The 15,237-nt window shown below is 65.6% G+C and carries 10 protein-coding genes and 1 pseudogene; 5 read left to right on the top strand and 6 right to left on the bottom strand.

All coding sequences use genetic code 11. The annotated features are described in order from the left end of the window. Positions 1–7 precede the first annotated feature (7 nt). Complete coding sequence (locus M0765_RS22970) at positions 8–694, bottom strand: DUF2848 domain-containing protein (protein ID WP_258506082.1); 687 nt, start codon at positions 692–694, stop codon at positions 8–10. Between the two features lie 119 nt (positions 695–813). Here M0765_RS22970 and M0765_RS22965 point away from each other — a divergent pair, with 119 nt between their 5' ends. After that, the gene (locus M0765_RS22965) at positions 814–1,497 is read left to right on the top strand and encodes a GntR family transcriptional regulator (RefSeq protein ID WP_258506080.1); all 684 of its coding nucleotides are present in this window, start codon (positions 814–816) and stop codon (positions 1,495–1,497) included. A 119-nt stretch (positions 1,498–1,616) separates the two neighbouring features. Here M0765_RS22965 and purL read toward each other — a convergent pair. Next, positions 1,617–5,610: pseudogene (gene purL / locus M0765_RS22960) on the bottom strand (phosphoribosylformylglycinamidine synthase). A 154-nt stretch (positions 5,611–5,764) separates the two neighbouring features. Here purL and map point away from each other — a divergent pair. The 3 genes from map (at position 5,765) to pgm (ending at position 10,974) form a co-directional block, all read left to right on the top strand. Further along, the gene (map, locus tag M0765_RS22955) at positions 5,765–6,589 is read left to right on the top strand and encodes a type I methionyl aminopeptidase (protein WP_258506078.1); all 825 of its coding nucleotides are present in this window, start codon (positions 5,765–5,767) and stop codon (positions 6,587–6,589) included. A gap of 34 nt (positions 6,590–6,623) precedes the next feature. Then, on the top strand, positions 6,624–9,230 hold the full coding sequence (locus tag M0765_RS22950; protein WP_258506077.1) for a [protein-PII] uridylyltransferase: 2,607 nt from the start codon (positions 6,624–6,626) through the stop codon (positions 9,228–9,230). An 88-nt stretch (positions 9,231–9,318) separates the two neighbouring features. Then, positions 9,319–10,974 carry a phosphoglucomutase (alpha-D-glucose-1,6-bisphosphate-dependent) gene (gene pgm, locus M0765_RS22945; RefSeq protein WP_258506076.1) on the top strand — a complete coding sequence of 552 codons (1,656 nt, stop codon included), beginning with the start codon at positions 9,319–9,321 and terminating at the stop codon, positions 10,972–10,974. 24 nt (positions 10,975–10,998) lie between these two features. Here pgm and M0765_RS22940 read toward each other — a convergent pair whose 3' ends face one another. From M0765_RS22940 to M0765_RS22930, 3 genes are read right to left on the bottom strand one after another with little or no spacing between them, the layout of a single operon-like run. Further along, positions 10,999–12,057: an amino acid ABC transporter permease gene (locus tag M0765_RS22940; protein WP_258506075.1), complete on the bottom strand. Its 1,059-nt coding sequence runs from the start codon at positions 12,055–12,057 to the stop codon at positions 10,999–11,001. Then, positions 12,054–13,052 (bottom strand): amino acid ABC transporter permease, encoded by a 999-nt coding sequence (locus M0765_RS22935; protein ID WP_258506074.1) that lies wholly within the window; start codon positions 13,050–13,052, stop codon positions 12,054–12,056. The genes M0765_RS22940 and M0765_RS22935 overlap by 4 nt, the downstream gene beginning before the upstream one ends. Then, a complete protein-coding gene (locus M0765_RS22930) occupies positions 13,049–14,083 on the bottom strand; it encodes an amino acid ABC transporter substrate-binding protein (RefSeq protein ID WP_258506073.1) in 1,035 nt (344 codons plus the stop codon). The genes M0765_RS22935 and M0765_RS22930 overlap by 4 nt, the downstream gene beginning before the upstream one ends. A gap of 175 nt (positions 14,084–14,258) precedes the next feature. Between M0765_RS22930 and M0765_RS22925 the strand changes: the two genes are divergently transcribed. Next, entirely contained in the window at positions 14,259–14,654 is a 396-nt protein-coding gene (locus M0765_RS22925) for a DoxX family protein (RefSeq protein ID WP_258506072.1), read from the top strand. A 35-nt stretch (positions 14,655–14,689) separates the two neighbouring features. Here M0765_RS22925 and def read toward each other — a convergent pair whose 3' ends face one another. Then, complete coding sequence (gene def / locus M0765_RS22920; protein WP_258506071.1) at positions 14,690–15,229, bottom strand: peptide deformylase; 540 nt, start codon at positions 15,227–15,229, stop codon at positions 14,690–14,692. Positions 15,230–15,237 lie beyond the last annotated feature (8 nt).

The following is a 15,237-nucleotide window of genomic DNA, read 5'->3' as shown; positions in this document are numbered from 1 at the left end:
TTACGTGTCAGGCGACAACCGGCAGCGAAACCGCCCGGTACTCGTGCGCAATGCGGCGGCCTGTGTGCTCGTCGGCCAGCTCCATGCGAAAGCGCGCGGCCGGTCGAATGCCGCCGATGGCACCGACGGTGCCGCAGGTCATTGCGAAACCGTCCGACGGCTCGCCATCGGCCGCTGCGCAGCGCGCCAGCAGATCGGCTGGCGGGCGCAGCGCGGCCAGCGTGCCTTCTTGGTACAGGCGCCATTCACCGCCCTCCTCGATCCACGAACGCAGCACCAGCGTGTCCCAGCGGTCCTGCACGTCCGCCAGCCGCCAAGCACTGCGAGCCACCGGCTTGGCGCAGATCTGCTTGGAGAGCGCCACACTGTGCGCTTCCAGCGCGCGGTCGGTGTGGTCCGAGCCGATGGAAACGAAGAACTCGCCCCGGTGCAGGAACAGCAGCGGCTCGACCTCGCCCGAGGTGTCGGCTCCCACCACTTGCACCGCGTCGGCCTGGCTCAGCTGCTGGGTGGCCACCCGGTAGAACAGCGGCACGGCGCTGGGTGCCGGCACGCCGAGTTCCGCAAGTTCCTCGATGTGATGCTCGATGGCGGCGGTGTCGCGCCCGGTCCAGCCGGCGACGACAAGGTGCCGCGCTTCGAAGTCGAGCGTTTGCGGGGCGCTTCCTTCGGGAAGTTCGAAAGACAGTTTCATGCGTGCCTTGTTGAAGTTTTAGTGAAATTTCACAACGATATTACAGTGAGTTCACAAAAACTTCAAAGAGATTTGCCACAGGTACCATCAGCAACCCCAACCATGAGCACCGCGCGCCGATGAAAGCAGCCACGCCCGCCCGCAAAAGCCCCGCCCGGCGGCCCGAAGCAGCCATCTCCCTGAACGAGACCGCCTACCTGCGCTTGAAGGAAGCCTTGGTGACCCTCGCCTACAAGCCGGGGGAGTACCTCAACACCGCCCAGGTGATGGAGCGGCTGGGCGTGGGCCGCACGCCGGTCAACCAGGCGCTGCACCGCCTTTCGGCCGAGGGCCTGGTCCACATCATTCCGCGCAAGGGCGCGATGGCCTCGCCGCTGTCGATCAACGACGCGCTGGAACTCATCGAGGTCCGGCTGGTGAACGAGGTGCTGTGCATGCGCCTGGCCGCGGCGGCCATCACGGAGGCCGAGTTGGCCGAACTGCAGGCCATCGCCGAGCAGTTCGAGGCCGCAGCACAGCGGCGCGATGCGATGTCGGTCATGAACCTCGACCGGCTCTTCCACGAAAAAATTGCGGCGGCGGCGCGCAACGCGATGCTGCAGGACATCCTGAGCGTGCTGCATGCGCGCTCGCAGCGCTTCTGGGCGATTTCACTGGCTGCTGAGGGGCACTTGGCGGAGGTGATCGAAGAGCACCGCACCATCGTCGCTGCGCTGCAGCGGCGCGATGCTGAAGCGGCGGCCGAAGCGGCAAGGACGCATGTGCTGTCGTTCAAGGCGTCGATGCTGAACAGCCAGCGCTGACCGGCAGCGCTTCAGGCGCCATTCCCCATGAAAAATGCCCTCCAGACCCAGGTCTGGAGGGCATTTCTTTGACTCGATTCAGGCCGTCAGCACGGCCTGACTGCGGCCGTGCCGACCGATCACCCCACCCACTTGCGCGCGTTGCGCCAGATCTGCATCCAGGGGCTGAGCTCGCTCCGGTCGCCCGGCGTCCAGCTCATCTGGATGTTGCGGAACACGCGTTCCGGGTGCGGCATCACGGCGGTGAAACGGCCGTCTGGCGTGGTCACTGACGTCAGGCCACCGGCGCTGCCGTTCGGGTTGAACGGGTACTGCTCGGTAGGCTTGCCGTGGTTGTCCACGAAACGCATCGCCGCAATGGCCTTTGCCGCATCGCCGCGGTGCTTGAAGTTGGCATAGCCCTCGCCGTGCGCCACCGCAATCGGCAAGCGGCTGCCGGCCATGCCCGAGAAGAAGATGCTGGGGGACTCGAGCACTTCGACCATCGACAGGCGCGCTTCGAAACGCTCGCTCTGGTTGGTGGTGAAGCGCGGCCAGGCTTCGGCGCCCGGGATGATGTCGGCGAGTTCGGCAAACATCTGGCAGCCGTTGCACACGCCCAGGCCGAAGGTGTCTTGCCGGCCGAAAAAGGCCTTGAACTGTTCGGCGAGCTTCGGGTTGAAGGTGATGCTGCGGGCCCAGCCGATGCCGGCGCCCAGGGTGTCGCCATAGCTGAAGCCGCCGCAGGCGACCACGCCCTTGAAGTTGGCGAGGTCCGCCCTGCCCGTCTGCAGGTCGGTCATGTGGACGTCGTAGGCCTCGAAACCCGCTTCGGTGAAGGCATAGGCCATTTCGACGTGCGAGTTGACGCCCTGCTCGCGCAGGATGGCGACCTTGGGGCGGTGCTGAAGGATGGCGGGGGCGTTGATGCTGCTGCCCTCACCCCTGCCCTCTCCCAGAGGGAGAGGGAGAAATACGTGCATGCCGGGGTCTGAAGGATCGCCGGCTGCGGCATGTTCAGCATCGGCGCAGGCGGGGTTGTCGCGCTCGCGGGCGATCTTCCAGCTGACCGAATCCCACACCTGATGCAGGTCGTGCAGCGTAGCGCTGAACACCGACTTGGCATCGCGCCAGATTTCGAGCTCGCCCTTGCCGGCATCCATCGTGGAGCTCGCGGGCCGGGTCTTGCCGACGAAGTGGCTGTGGGCGCTGAGGCCATGGGCGCGCAGCACCTGCATCACATCGTTGCGCTCGGCCGTGCGTACCTGCAGCAGCATGCCGAGTTCTTCATTGAACAGCGCCTTGAGCGTGAGCTCTTCGCGGCGCGCACTGACCTGCTGCGCCCAGTTCTTGGCGTCGCCGGTTTCCATGCGGCTGTCGGAAATGCCGTCGCCTTCAGTCACCAACATGTCGACATTGAGCGCCACGCCCACATGGCCGGCAAAGGCCATTTCGCAGGCGGTGGCGAACAGGCCGCCGTCGCTGCGGTCGTGCATGGCCAGGATCTTGCCGTCGGCGCGCAGCGCGTTCACTGCATTGACGAGCGCCACGAGTTGGGCCGGGTCGTCGAGGTCGGGCACTGTGTCGCCGCTCTGGCCGAGCGTCTGCGCGAGGATGCTGCCGGCCATGCGGTGCTTGCCACGGCCCAGGTCGACGAGCACGAGCGTGGTGTCGGCCTCTTGCGCATCGAGCTGCGGCGTGAGCGTGCCGCGCACGTCGGCCAGCGTTGCGAACGCCGTCACGATCAGGCTGACGGGCGACGTGACCTTCTTGGCTTCGCCCTCGTCTTTCCATTGCGTGCGCATCGAGAGCGAATCCTTGCCGACCGGAATCGACACGCCCAGCGCCGGGCACAATTCCAGGCCCACGGCCTTGACGGTTTCATACAGCGCGGCGTCTTCGCCTGGCTCGCCGCAGGCCGCCATCCAGTTGGCCGAGAGCTTCACGCGCGAGAGTTCGATGGGCGCGGCCAGCAAGTTGGTAATGGCCTCGGCCACGGCCATGCGGCCCGAGGCCGGTGCGTCGAGCGCGGCCAGCGGCGTGCGCTCGCCCATGCTCATGGCTTCGCCTGCAAAGCCCTTGTAATCCGCCAGCGTCACGGCGCAATCGGCCACCGGCACCTGCCACGGGCCGACCATCTGGTCGCGGTGGCTCAGGCCGCCCACGGTGCGGTCGCCGATGGTGATCAGGAAGCGCTTGGAGGCAACGGTCGGGTGCGAGAGCACGTTGATGGCGGCCTTCTGCAGATCGACGCCGGTCAGGTCGAGCGGCTTGAAGCTGCGCGCGACGGTCTTCACGTCGCGGTGCATCTTGGGCGGCTTGCCGAGCAGCACGTCCATCGGCATGTCGACCGGCTGCACCGCGGCGCCTTCGTCGGCCACCAGCAGCTGGCGCTCTTCGGTCGCCACGCCCACCACCGAGAACGGGCAGCGCTCGCGCTCGCAGAAGGCCTTGAACTGCTCGAGCGATTCCGGCGCGATGGCCAGCACATAACGCTCCTGGCTCTCGTTGCACCAGATTTCCTTGGGCGCCATGCCCGATTCTTCGAGCGGCACGGCGCGCAGGTCGAAGCGCGCCGCGGCCGGCATCGTTGGTCAGCTCAGGAAAGGCATTGCTCAGGCCGCCCGCGCCCACGTCATGGATCGCAAGGATCGGGTTGGCCGCGCCCTGCTGCCAGCAATGGTTGATGACCTCTTGCGCACGGCGCTCGATTTCGGGGTTGCCGCGCTGCACCGAGTCGAAGTCGAGTTCGGCCGCATTGGCGCCCGTGGCCATCGAGCTCGCGGCGCTGCCGCCCATGCCGATGCGCATGCCGGGGCCGCCGAGCTGAATGAGCAGCGAACCGGCCGGAAACTGGATCTTCTTGGTCTGCGTGGCATCGATGCTGCCCAGACCGCCCGCGATCATGATGGGCTTGTGATAGCCGCGCTGCACCGTGTCGATGTCGCTCGCCGCCGTTTGCTCGTATTCGCGGAAGTAGCCCAGCAGGTTGGGCCGGCCGAATTCGTTGTTGAACGCGGCGCCGCCCAGCGGGCCTTCGGTCATGATCTGCAGCGGGCTGGCGATGTGCTCGGGCTTGCCGTAGTGGCCCTCTTCCGGCCAGAGCTTCGACACGGTGAAGCCGGTCAGGCCAGCCTTGGGCTTGGAGCCGCGGCCGGTAGCACCTTCGTCGCGGATTTCGCCGCCGGCACCGGTGGAGGCGCCGGGGAACGGCGAAATGGCGGTCGGATGGTTGTGCGTCTCGACCTTCATCAGCACATGGCTCAGTGCGCTATCTTTTTGATAGCTCTGCGAACCCGAAGCCGGGATGAAGCGCTCGACGGTCGTGCCCTCCATGACCGAGGCGTTGTCCGCATAGGCGATGACCGTGTGCTGCGGGTTCTCTTTCTCGGTGTGGCGAATCATCGAGAACAGGCTTTGGGGCTGCGCCTTGCCGTCGATGGTGAACTGGGCGTTGAAGATCTTGTGGCGGCAGTGCTCGCTGTTGGCCTGCGCGAACATCATCAGTTCGACGTCGCTCGGGTTGCGGCCCAGGCGCGTGAAGGCGTCGACCAGGTAGTCGATTTCGTCCTCGGCCAGCGCCAGGCCGAAGCCCGTGTTGGCCGCCACCAGCGCGGCACGGCCGCCGCCCTGCACGTCGACCAGCGCCATCGGCTGGGCCGGCAGTTCGCTGAAGAGGCTCGCGGCCTGATCGACGGTGGCAAGCACCGATTCGGTCATGCGGTCATGCAGCGGGCCTGCCACGGCGGCGAGCGTGTCGCCCTCGAGCACGGGCGCCTTGCCGATCAGCGGCGCCTTGAGCTTCAGGTGGTACTGGGTCACGCGCTCGACCCGGCGCAGCGCAAGGCCGCAGTTGTGGGCGATGTCGGTCGCTTTGGAAGCCCAAGGCGACACGGTGCCAAGGCGCGGCGTGACGACCATCGATGTGGCTGCCTTGGCCGATGCCTCGAAGGGCTCACCGTAGGTCAGCAGCGCGGCAAAGCGCTCATGCTCGGCAGCGCTCAGCGCGGCGTCGGTGACCACCAGGTGCACGAAGCGGGCCGAAATGCCCTCGATGCGCGGCTCGATGGCCTGCAGCTTGGGCAGCAGCTGCCGCGCGCGGAAATCGCTGAGTGCGCTGCCGCCCTCGAACATGGTTACGACAGGAAGGGCTTGGGATGCGGGCTGCGTCACGGTCGATGGGGCCTTGGGGCCGCGTTGGGAATCAAAGAATCGAGGCGGAAGACCGCTGACTGGGGTCATCCGCGTTAACCCGGAATTTTAGCTTGCTGAATGGGATAATTCCGGGATGAGCATTACCTACAAAGACGCAGCGGGCATCGCAGCCATGCGCGTCGCCTGCCGCCTGGCCTCCGAGGTGCTGGACTACCTCACGCCGTTCATCAAGCCGGGCATCACCACGAACGAAATCGACCGGCTCGCCGCCGAATACATGGTCAAGCAGGGCACCACCTCGGCCACGGTGGGCTACATGGGCGCCAGCAGCGTGCCCTTTCCGAAGTCTCTCTGCACCTCGGTCAACCACGTGGTTTGCCACGGCATCCCGAATGACAAGCCCTTGAAGAAGGGCGACATCATGAACGTCGACGTCACGGTGGTGAAGGACGGCTGGTTTGGCGACAACAGCCGCATGTACATCATCGGCGACGCCTCCATTGCGGCCAAGCGGCTGTGCAGCATCACCTTCGAAGCCATGTGGCACGGCATTCTGCAAGTGCGCCCGGGCGCCCACCTGGGCGACATCGGCTACGCCATCCAGAAATTTGCCGAAGGCCACGGTTTTTCGGTCGTGCGCGAGTTCTGCGGCCACGGTGTGGGCCAGCGCTTCCACGAAGAACCGCAGGTGCTGCACTACGGCCGCCCGGGCACGCTCGAAGAACTCAAGCCCGGCATGATCTTCACCATCGAACCGATGATCAATGCCGGCAAGCGCGAGGTGAAGGAAGACTTCAAGGGCGGCCAATACGACGGCTGGACCATCGTCACGCGCGACCATTCGCTCTCGGCGCAATGGGAACACACGGTGCTGGTCACCGAAACGGGCTACGAGGTGCTCACGCTGTCCGAAGGCAGCCCGCCCCTGCCCTCCTTCGTCACCTCAACGAAAACGTGAGCCGCGCGAGCGGCGCACGGCCCCGGACAAAGCCGTGATCGAACCAGCCAAGATCGACGTGGCAACGCTGCGCGAAGCCTATCGCGCAAAGAAGCTCGCACTCTTCGAAACCTTGCGTTTTGCACGCGCGCCCACGCGCAGCGTGCACACGGTGCTGCGGCAGTTGTCCGCGCTGGCCGACCAGACCTTGTGCGCGCTTTGGCGGGAGGCCGATTTCGGCGATTCGCTCACCCTGGCGGCCGTGGGCGGCTTCGGCCGCGGCGAGCTGTTTCCGTATTCCGACGTCGACGTGCTCCTGCTGCTGCCGCCCGAGGGCCACGCCAGCGAAATCGATCCGGCACGCATCGAAGCCTTCATCGGGCATTGCTGGGACGCGGGGCTTGAAATCGGCTCGAGCGTGCGCACGGTCGAAGAGTGCCTGGCCGAGGCCGAGAAAGACGTCACCGTGCAGACCTCGCTGCTCGAGGCACGGCTGATTGCGGGCAACAAGAAGCTCTTTGTCGCCTTTCGCCGCCGCTTTACCCGCGCCATCGATCCGCAGGCCTTCTTCGTCGCCAAGTCGCAGGAAATGCGGCACCGCCACCAGAAGTTCGACAACACGCCTTACGCGCTCGAACCCAACTGCAAGGAATCGCCGGGCGGCCTGCGCGACCTGCAAACCATTCTCTGGATGACCAAGGCCGCCGGCTACGGCAGCCGCTGGGACGACCTGGCAAAGAACGGCCTGGCCACGCCGTTCGAGGCGCAGCAGATCAAGCGCAACGAAGCGTTGCTTTCGCTGATTCGCGCGCGGCTGCACGTGATTGCCAATCGACGCGAAGACCGGCTGGTGTTCGACCTGCAGACGGCCGTGGCCGCGAGCTTCGGCTACGAGAGCGAATCGCAGCGCAAGTCGAGCGAAGCGCTGATGCGGCGCTACTACTGGGCGGCCAAGGCGGTCACGCAGCTCAACCAGATCTTGCTGCTCAACATTTCGGAGCGGCTGCAGCCCAGCGACGAACAGCACACGCCGATCAACGAGCGCTTCTACGAACGCGCCGGCCTTATCGAAATTGCGAGCGACGACCTTTACGAGCGCGAGCCGCGCGCCATTCTCGAAACCTTCCTGCTCTACCAGAAGACCATCGGCGTGAAGGGCCTGTCGGCACGCACGCTGCGCGCGCTCTACAACGCGCGCCATGTCATGGACAGCAAGTTCCGGAACGACCCGGCGAATCACGAGACCTTCATGCGCATCCTGCTGCAGCCGTACGGCATCACGCATGCGTTCAGGCTCATGAACCAGACCTCGGTGCTGGGGCGGTACCTGCGGGTGTTCCGCAGCATCGTGGGGCAGATGCAGCACGACCTTTTCCACGTGTACACGGTGGACCAGCACATCCTGATGGTGCTGCGCAACGTGCGGCGCTTCTTCATTGCCGAGCACGCGCACGAATATCCGTTCTGCTCGCAGCTTGCGGCCGGCTGGGACAAGCCGTGGATTCTTTACGTGGCCGCACTGTTCCACGACATTGCCAAGGGCCGCGGCGGCGACCACTCGACGCTCGGCGCGCGCGACGTGCAACGCTTCTGCAAGCAGCATGGCATTGCGCGCGAAGACGCCAAGCTCATCGAATTCCTCGTGGCCGAACACCTGGTGATGAGCCAGGTGGCGCAAAAGCAGGACCTGAGCGACCCGGAAGTGATTGGCGCGTTTGCCAAGCGCGTGGGCAACGAGCGCTATCTCACGGCGCTCTACCTGCTCACCATTGCCGATATCCGCGGCACATCGCCACGCGTGTGGAATGCCTGGAAGGGCAAGCTGCTCGAAGACCTTTACCGCTACACCCTGCGCGCCCTCGGTGGCCGCATGCCCGACCCGGATGCCGAGGTGGAATCACGCAAGCGCGAGGCGCTGGTGCAGCTTGCACTGCATGCGCAGCGCTTCGAAGCACACAAGGCGCTGTGGGACACGCTCGACGTCGGCTACTTCATGCGCCACGAGGCCAGTGAGATCGCCTGGCACGCCAAGCAGCTTTCGCGCTTTGTGCCGCCGCCCAATGTGCCGGTGGACCCCAAGGCACCGCCCATCGTGCGGGCGCGCCTTTCGCCCGTCGGCGAAGGACTGCAGGTGGTGGTGTACACGCCCGACCAGCCCGATCTCTTCGCGCGCATCTGCGGCTATTTCGACCAGTCGTCGTTCAGCATTCTTGACGCGAAAGTACACACCACCAGCAACGGCTACGGCCTCGACACCTTCCAGGTTGTAACTACTTTCGTGCCCGACCACTACCGCGATCTCATCAGCATGGTCGAACTGGGCCTTGCTCAAACGCTCACAGAGGCCGGCCCCCTGCCCCCGCCCAGCGTGGGCCGGGTGTCGCGCCGGGTGCGCAGCTTTCCCATCAAGCCGCGCATCAGCCTGCTGCCCGACGACAAGGCGCAGCGCTGGCTGCTCAACATCTCGGCCAGCGACCGCGCGGGGCTGCTGTATTCGGTGGCGCGCGTGCTCGCGCGACACCACCTGAACCTGCAGCTCGCCAAGGTCACAACGCTTGGCGAACGAGTGGAAGACACGTTCCTTATCAGCGGCCCCGAGCTGCAGGGACAGAAGACGCAACTGGCCATCGAGACGGAGCTGATGGAGGCGCTGGCCTCCTGAGGCGCTTGCTTTCCGCTTGTTTCGTTCGCAGGCGCATCCTGCGGCATGATGTTGCCGACTTGATTCAACTCGAACGGCAACACTCGACATGAGCCAAAAGACCAACCCTCTTGCGGGCCAGCCCGCGCCGCTGGACCTGCTCGTCAACGTCCCGCGCCTCATCTCGGCCTACTACACGGGCCGGCCGGATCCTTCGGTGCCCGCACAGCGCGTGGCCTTTGGAACATCGGGCCACCGCGGCTCCTCCTTCGACGACGCTTTCAATGAGTGGCATGTGCTGGCCATCAGCCAGGCGATTGCCGATTACCGCAAGCAGAATGGCATCGACGGCCCGCTGTTTTTGGGCATCGACACGCATGCGCTCTCCACGCCCGCTTTCAACAGCGCGGTCGAAGTGCTGGCCGCCAACGGCGTGGAGCTGATGCTGTCGAAGGACGACGAATACACGCCGACACCCGCCGTCTCGCACGCCATCCTCGTCTACAACCGCGGCCGCACGACCGGGCTGGCCGACGGCATCGTGATCACGCCTTCGCACAACCCGCCCGAAAGCGGCGGCTTCAAGTACAACCCGCCCAACGGCGGTCCGGCCGGCACCGACATCACCTCGGCCGTGGAGGCCGCGGCCAATGGCTATCTTGCAGCCGGCCTCCAGGGCGTGAAGCGCCTTCCGCTCGCGCAGGCCCTGCGCGCCTCGACCACGCACCGTCACGACTACCTGAACACCTATGTGGAAGACTTGGCACAGGTGCTCGACATGGACGCGATTCGCGGCGTGCCGATCGACCTGGGCGTCGATCCGCTGGGCGGCGCTGGCGTGCGCTACTGGCCCGCGATTGCTGCGCGCTACAAGCTCGACCGGCTCAACGTGCTCAGCCAGGAGGTCGACCCGACCTTCCGCTTCATGTCGCTCGACTGGGACGGCCGCATTCGCATGGACCCGTCGTCGCCCGATGCGATGCACCAGCTCATCGGCCTCAAGGACCGCTTCGGCATTGCCTTTGCGTGCGATACCGACCACGACCGGCACGGCGTCGTCACGCGCAGTGCAGGGCTGCTGCCGCCGAACAACTACCTGGCCGTGATGGTCGACTATCTCTTCACGCACCGCCCGCAATGGGCCGCACATGCGGCCGTCGGCAAGACGGTGGTCAGCAGCCAGATGATCGACCGCGTGGCCGCGAACCTGGGGCGCAAGCTGTACGAGGTGCCGGTGGGCTTCAAGTGGTTCGTCGACGGACTGGTGGATTCGTCGCTGGGGTTCGGCGGCGAAGAAAGCGCGGGCGCCACCTTCCTGCGCCGCGACGGGTCGGTGTGGACCACCGACAAGGACGGAATCGCTCCCGCCCTGCTGTCGGCGGAAATTGCCGCTCGCACAGGCCGCGACCCCGGCGAGCGCTTTGCCGAGCTGGCAAAGGCGCTCGGCAAGCCGGTGTCCAATCGCGTGGATGCCGCTGCCACCGTCGAGCAGAAGAAGAAACTCTCAAGCCTGTCGCCGCAGCAGGTGCTGTCGACGGAACTCGCAGGCGAGAAGATCCAGAACGTGTTGAGCCATGCGCCCGGCAATGGTGCGGCCATCGGCGGCGTGAAGGTGGTCACGGAAAACGGCTGGTTCGCCGCGCGGCCGTCGGGCACCGAGAACATCTACAAGATCTACGGCGAGAGCTTTCTCGGTGCCGAGCACCTTGGGCGCATCCTGGAGGAAGCGCAGCAGCTGGTGGACAAGGCGCTTTCAGCAGGCTGATGAGTTCCGGCGGGTACGGCTGCTTCAGCGCGAGCCCTCTCCCAGCCGCCGCTCCAGCCACACGCTGTAGCGCGAGAGGCCGAAGCAAAGCACCCAGTACACCGCCGCAATGAAGAGGTAGCCCTCGAGGTAGAACGGCCGCCAGGTCGGGTCGCCGCCGAGGGCGAGGCCCAATGCGCCGGTCAGTTCGAACAGGCCGACCACGGTGACCAGAGACGTGTCTTTGAGCGTGCCGACCACGCTGTTGGTCAGTGCGGGCACCACGAGCCGCAGCGCTTGCGGCAGCACAATGTCGCGCTGCACCGGCCAGCGCCCGAAGCCGAGCGCCATGGCGACTTCGGTCTGCCCGCGCGGCACGGCCTGCAGGCCGCCGCGAATGATTTCGGCCAGATAGGCCGCGACGAAAAGCGTCAGGCCGGCCAGCACGCGCACCAGCACATCGGGCTGCCACCCGGCGGGCCACAGCAGCGGCAGAAGGAAAGAGGCCATGAACAGCACCGAGATCAGCGGCACGCCACGCACCAGCTCGATGTAGCTCGCGCTCAGCGTGCGAACCACGGGCCAGCCCGAGCGTCGCCCCAGGGCAAGCAACAGTGCCAGCGGAAAGGCCAGCGCCAGGCCCACCACCGCAAGGCCGATCGTGAGCGGCAAGCCGCCCCAGCGGCTGGTCGGCACATGGACCAGGCCGGCCACGCCACCGCGCATCAGCAGCACGAAGAGCAGCAGCGCCACGATCCAGAGCGGCGCCAGCCACCATCGCCAGCTGCGCGGCCAGGCGCTGAGCACCGTGACGGCCGACAACACGACCACGGCAATGGCAGGACGCCACTGCTTTTCATAGGGAAAGCGGCCGAACAGCATCGGCCGCCACTTCTCGGCCACCACACCCCAGCAGGCGCCGTGCTGTACCGCCCGGCAGGCTTCGGCGTCGGGCCGGAACACCGCGTTCAGCACGCCCCATTCGACGGCATGGAAGCCGCCCCACGCAAGCAGCGCGAGCAGCAGCACCGTGGCCAACGCGCGCAGCGGCGAACCCCAGAGCTCGCTTCGCCAGGCAATGGGGCCTTGGGCGACGTTTCTCATTGCCAGCCCCTGAGCGCAACCCTTGCGTTGTAGCGGTTCATGCCGAAAGAGATCAGCAGCGACAGCAGCAGGTACACCGCCATGATGATCGCGATGCACTCGAAAGCACGCCCGTTCGAGCCGATGGTGGTGTTGGCTACCGACACCAGTTCGGGGTAGCCCACGGCGACCGCGAGCGACGAATTCTTGGTGAGGCTGAGCAACTGGTTGGTGAGCGAAGGCACGATCACGCGCAGCGCCTGCGGCAGGATCACGATGCGCAGCTGCTGCACCGTCGTAAGGCCGAGCGCCTGCCCGGCCAGCACTTGCCCCTGCGACACCGAGAGAATGCCGGCACGCACGATTTCCGCCACGAAAGCCGCCGAGTAAAACGACAGGCCCGCGACGATGGTCACGTACTCAGGGCTCAGCGCCGCACCGCCGCTCACGCCAAAGTCGCCCTTCTCGGGCCATTCAAAGTGCGTCGGCCACCAGCCGCCCTCGCCCGATACAGGCCAGGGCACGCTCAAACCGCCCTTGCTGAGCCACACCCCCGGCAACAAACGCACCGGCTCGGTCGGGTCGGGCAACAGGTTGGCCATGGCAAAGGCCAGCATCAGCAGTTGCACCAGCAGCGGCACATTGCGCAGCACTTCGACATACGCCGTGCAAATGCCGCGCAACAGCACGTGCGGCGCGAGCCGGCCGATGCCGATCAAGGTGCCGAGCACGACCGCGAAGACGGCCGCGGGCACCGCCGCCCGCACGGTGTTGATCAACCCGGCAAGGAAGGCGCGCCAGAACGGCTGGCTGGCATCGAAGTCGAGCCAGCCTTCGCTGATGGAAAAGCCCGCCGGCTCGGTGAGAAAGTCGAACCCCGACCGCACCCCGCGCGAGCGCAGCACATCGAGCGCGTGGTTCATCACCCAGACGGCGCCGGCCAGCACGGCCAGCACCAGCAGCGCCTGGACGATCCAGGCCAGCCAGGCGCCGCGGCGCGAGGCTTGCCGGCTCATCGAACCGGTGGTGCGTAGATCAGGCCGCCCTTGTTCCAGAGGTTGTTCGATCCGCGCGGCAGCTTGAGCACAGATTTCGGTCCGACGTTGCGCTCGAACATTTCACCGTAGTTGCCCACAGCCTTGATCGCGCGGAACGACCAGTCCTTGTCGAGGCCCAGCAGCTTGCCCAGGTCTTCGCCGGTGCCGACGAGGCGCTGCTGCGCCGGATCCTTGCTGTTGGCCTTGAGATCGTCGGCATTGGCCTGCGTGACGCCGAACTCCTCTGCCTCGATGAGCGCGTTGGGCACCCACTTGGCAATGGCAAACCATTCGTCGTCGCCGCGGCGCACCAGCGGCGCGAGCGGTTCCTTGGAAATGAGCTCGGGCAGGATGATGTAGTCGTCGGGATTGGGCGCTTCCTTGTTGCGCAGGCCCGCAAGCGCCGAGGCGTCGGTGGTGAAAGCCTGGCAGCGGCCCGAGAAGAAAGCCTTGAACGAAGCCTCGAAGCTCTCGAACACCACCGTCTTGACCGGAATGTTCTGGGCGCGGAAGTAGTCCGACACGTTCTTCTCGTTGGTGGTGCCCGACTGCGTGCAGATGGTCGCGTTCTTGAGCTGCTTGGCGCTGGTCACCTTGAGCTTCTTCGGCACCAAGAAGCCCTGGCCGTCGTAATAGGTGATGGTGGTGAAGTTGAAGCCCAGCGAAGCATCGCGCGTAAGCGTCCACGTGGTGTTGCGCGCAAGAATGTCGATTTCGCCGGCCTGCAGGGCCGAGAAGCGCTGCTGCGAATTGAGCGGCACGAAGTCGACTTTCTTCGCGTCTCCCAGCACGGCTGCGGCAATGGCGCGGCAGGTGTCCACGTCCAGGCCCGACCAGTTGCCCTGCGTATCCGGCGCGGAAAAGCCGGCCACGCCGTTCGTCACGCCGCATTTCACGGTGCCGCGCTGCTTGACGGCATCGAGCGTTTTACCGGCGAAGGCCGGCGCGGCGGCCGCAAAAGCAACGATGGATGCGGCAACGGCCAGCGCGGGACGGAATCGACTCTTCATTGGTGTGTTCTCCTCAACAAACAAGCAAAAGGCAGTGTACGGGGCAGCCCGCTACTCTGCCAAAGAATGGACGGTTGAATGCATATGCCGCATCGTGAGCCGCTCCGGGCTTTTCCTGCCCGTGGCACATTCACTAACATATGGCCCTTCAATCACTCTCACCAGGAATCTGCTCATGACCAAATCCGATGACACCGGCAAGCTCGTTCTGCGCGTTGCACTCGGCATTCTTATCCTGCTGCACGGCATTGCGAAGGTCGGCAAGGGCGTCGACGGCATCGGCGGCATGCTGGCATCCCACGGGCTGCCGGCGGCCATGGCATACCTGGTCTACGTGGGTGAAATCCTCGCCCCCGTGCTGCTGATCGTGGGCCTGTTCACCCGCCCGGCAGCGCTGATCGTTGCCATCAACATGGTGGTGGCGATCTGGCTGGTTCACCAGAAGGACCTGGGCGCGCTCAATGGGCAAGGCGGCTGGGCGCTGGAACTGCAGGGTATGTTCCTGTTCTCGGCAATTGCCGTCGCGCTGTTCGGCGGTGGCCGCTTCGGCCTGGGCGGCAAGTACAACTGAACGCATGCGGCCGGTGATGAACCGGCCGCTTTTTCTCAGTCGTCGTCGTTGGCGTCGAGCCCGGGAAACAGCACGTCGGTGTAGCCGAAGCGCGAAAAGTCGCGCACCCGCATCGGGTAGAGCTTGCCAAGCAGATGATCGACCTCGTGCTGCACCACGCGCGCATGAAAACCGCTCACGGTCCGGTCGATCGGATCGCCATACGGATCGAAGCCGGTATAGCGGATGCTCGAAAAGCGCGGCACCACGCCGCGAAGGCCCGGCACCGAAAGACACCCTTCCCAGCCCTCTTCTTCCTCGTTGCCAATCGGCGTGATGACGGGATTCAGCAGCACGGTGCGGGGCACCGGCGGTGCATCGGGGTAGCGTGGGTTGACGACGTCTGTGCCGAAAATGACCAGCTGCTGGTCGACGCCGATCTGCGGTGCGGCCAGCCCGGCACCGTTGACCGCAATCATCGTCTCGAACATGTCGCGCACCAGAAGGTGCAGTTCGTCGGTGTCGAAAGCGCTGACCGGCTGCGCAACGCGCAGCAGCCGGGGATCGCCCATTTTCAGGATTTCGCGAATGGCCATGGCGGGAT

It is taken from the genome of Variovorax sp. S12S4 (assembly GCF_023195515.1).
Lineage (GTDB): Bacteria > Pseudomonadota > Gammaproteobacteria > Burkholderiales > Burkholderiaceae_C > Variovorax.
Note: the sequence above shows the minus strand (reverse complement) of the source record. Positions and strands in the feature narration are given on the sequence as shown.

What these genes read in the sequence shown, in the direction of transcription:
- M0765_RS22970 (WP_258506082.1), bottom strand. Translation starts at nt 694, where the DNA reads ATGAAACTGTCTTTCGAACTTCCCGAAGGAAGCGCCCCGCAAACGCTC.
- M0765_RS22965 (WP_258506080.1), top strand. Translation starts at nt 814, where the DNA reads ATGAAAGCAGCCACGCCCGCCCGCAAAAGCCCCGCCCGGCGGCCCGAA.
- map (WP_258506078.1), top strand. Translation starts at nt 5,765, where the DNA reads ATGAGCATTACCTACAAAGACGCAGCGGGCATCGCAGCCATGCGCGTC.
- pgm (WP_258506076.1), top strand. Translation starts at nt 9,319, where the DNA reads ATGAGCCAAAAGACCAACCCTCTTGCGGGCCAGCCCGCGCCGCTGGAC.
- M0765_RS22940 (WP_258506075.1), bottom strand. Translation starts at nt 12,057, where the DNA reads ATGAGAAACGTCGCCCAAGGCCCCATTGCCTGGCGAAGCGAGCTCTGG.
- M0765_RS22935 (WP_258506074.1), bottom strand. Translation starts at nt 13,052, where the DNA reads ATGAGCCGGCAAGCCTCGCGCCGCGGCGCCTGGCTGGCCTGGATCGTC.
- M0765_RS22930 (WP_258506073.1), bottom strand. Translation starts at nt 14,083, where the DNA reads ATGAAGAGTCGATTCCGTCCCGCGCTGGCCGTTGCCGCATCCATCGTT.
- M0765_RS22925 (WP_258506072.1), top strand. Translation starts at nt 14,259, where the DNA reads ATGACCAAATCCGATGACACCGGCAAGCTCGTTCTGCGCGTTGCACTC.
- def (WP_258506071.1), bottom strand. Translation starts at nt 15,229, where the DNA reads ATGGCCATTCGCGAAATCCTGAAAATGGGCGATCCCCGGCTGCTGCGC.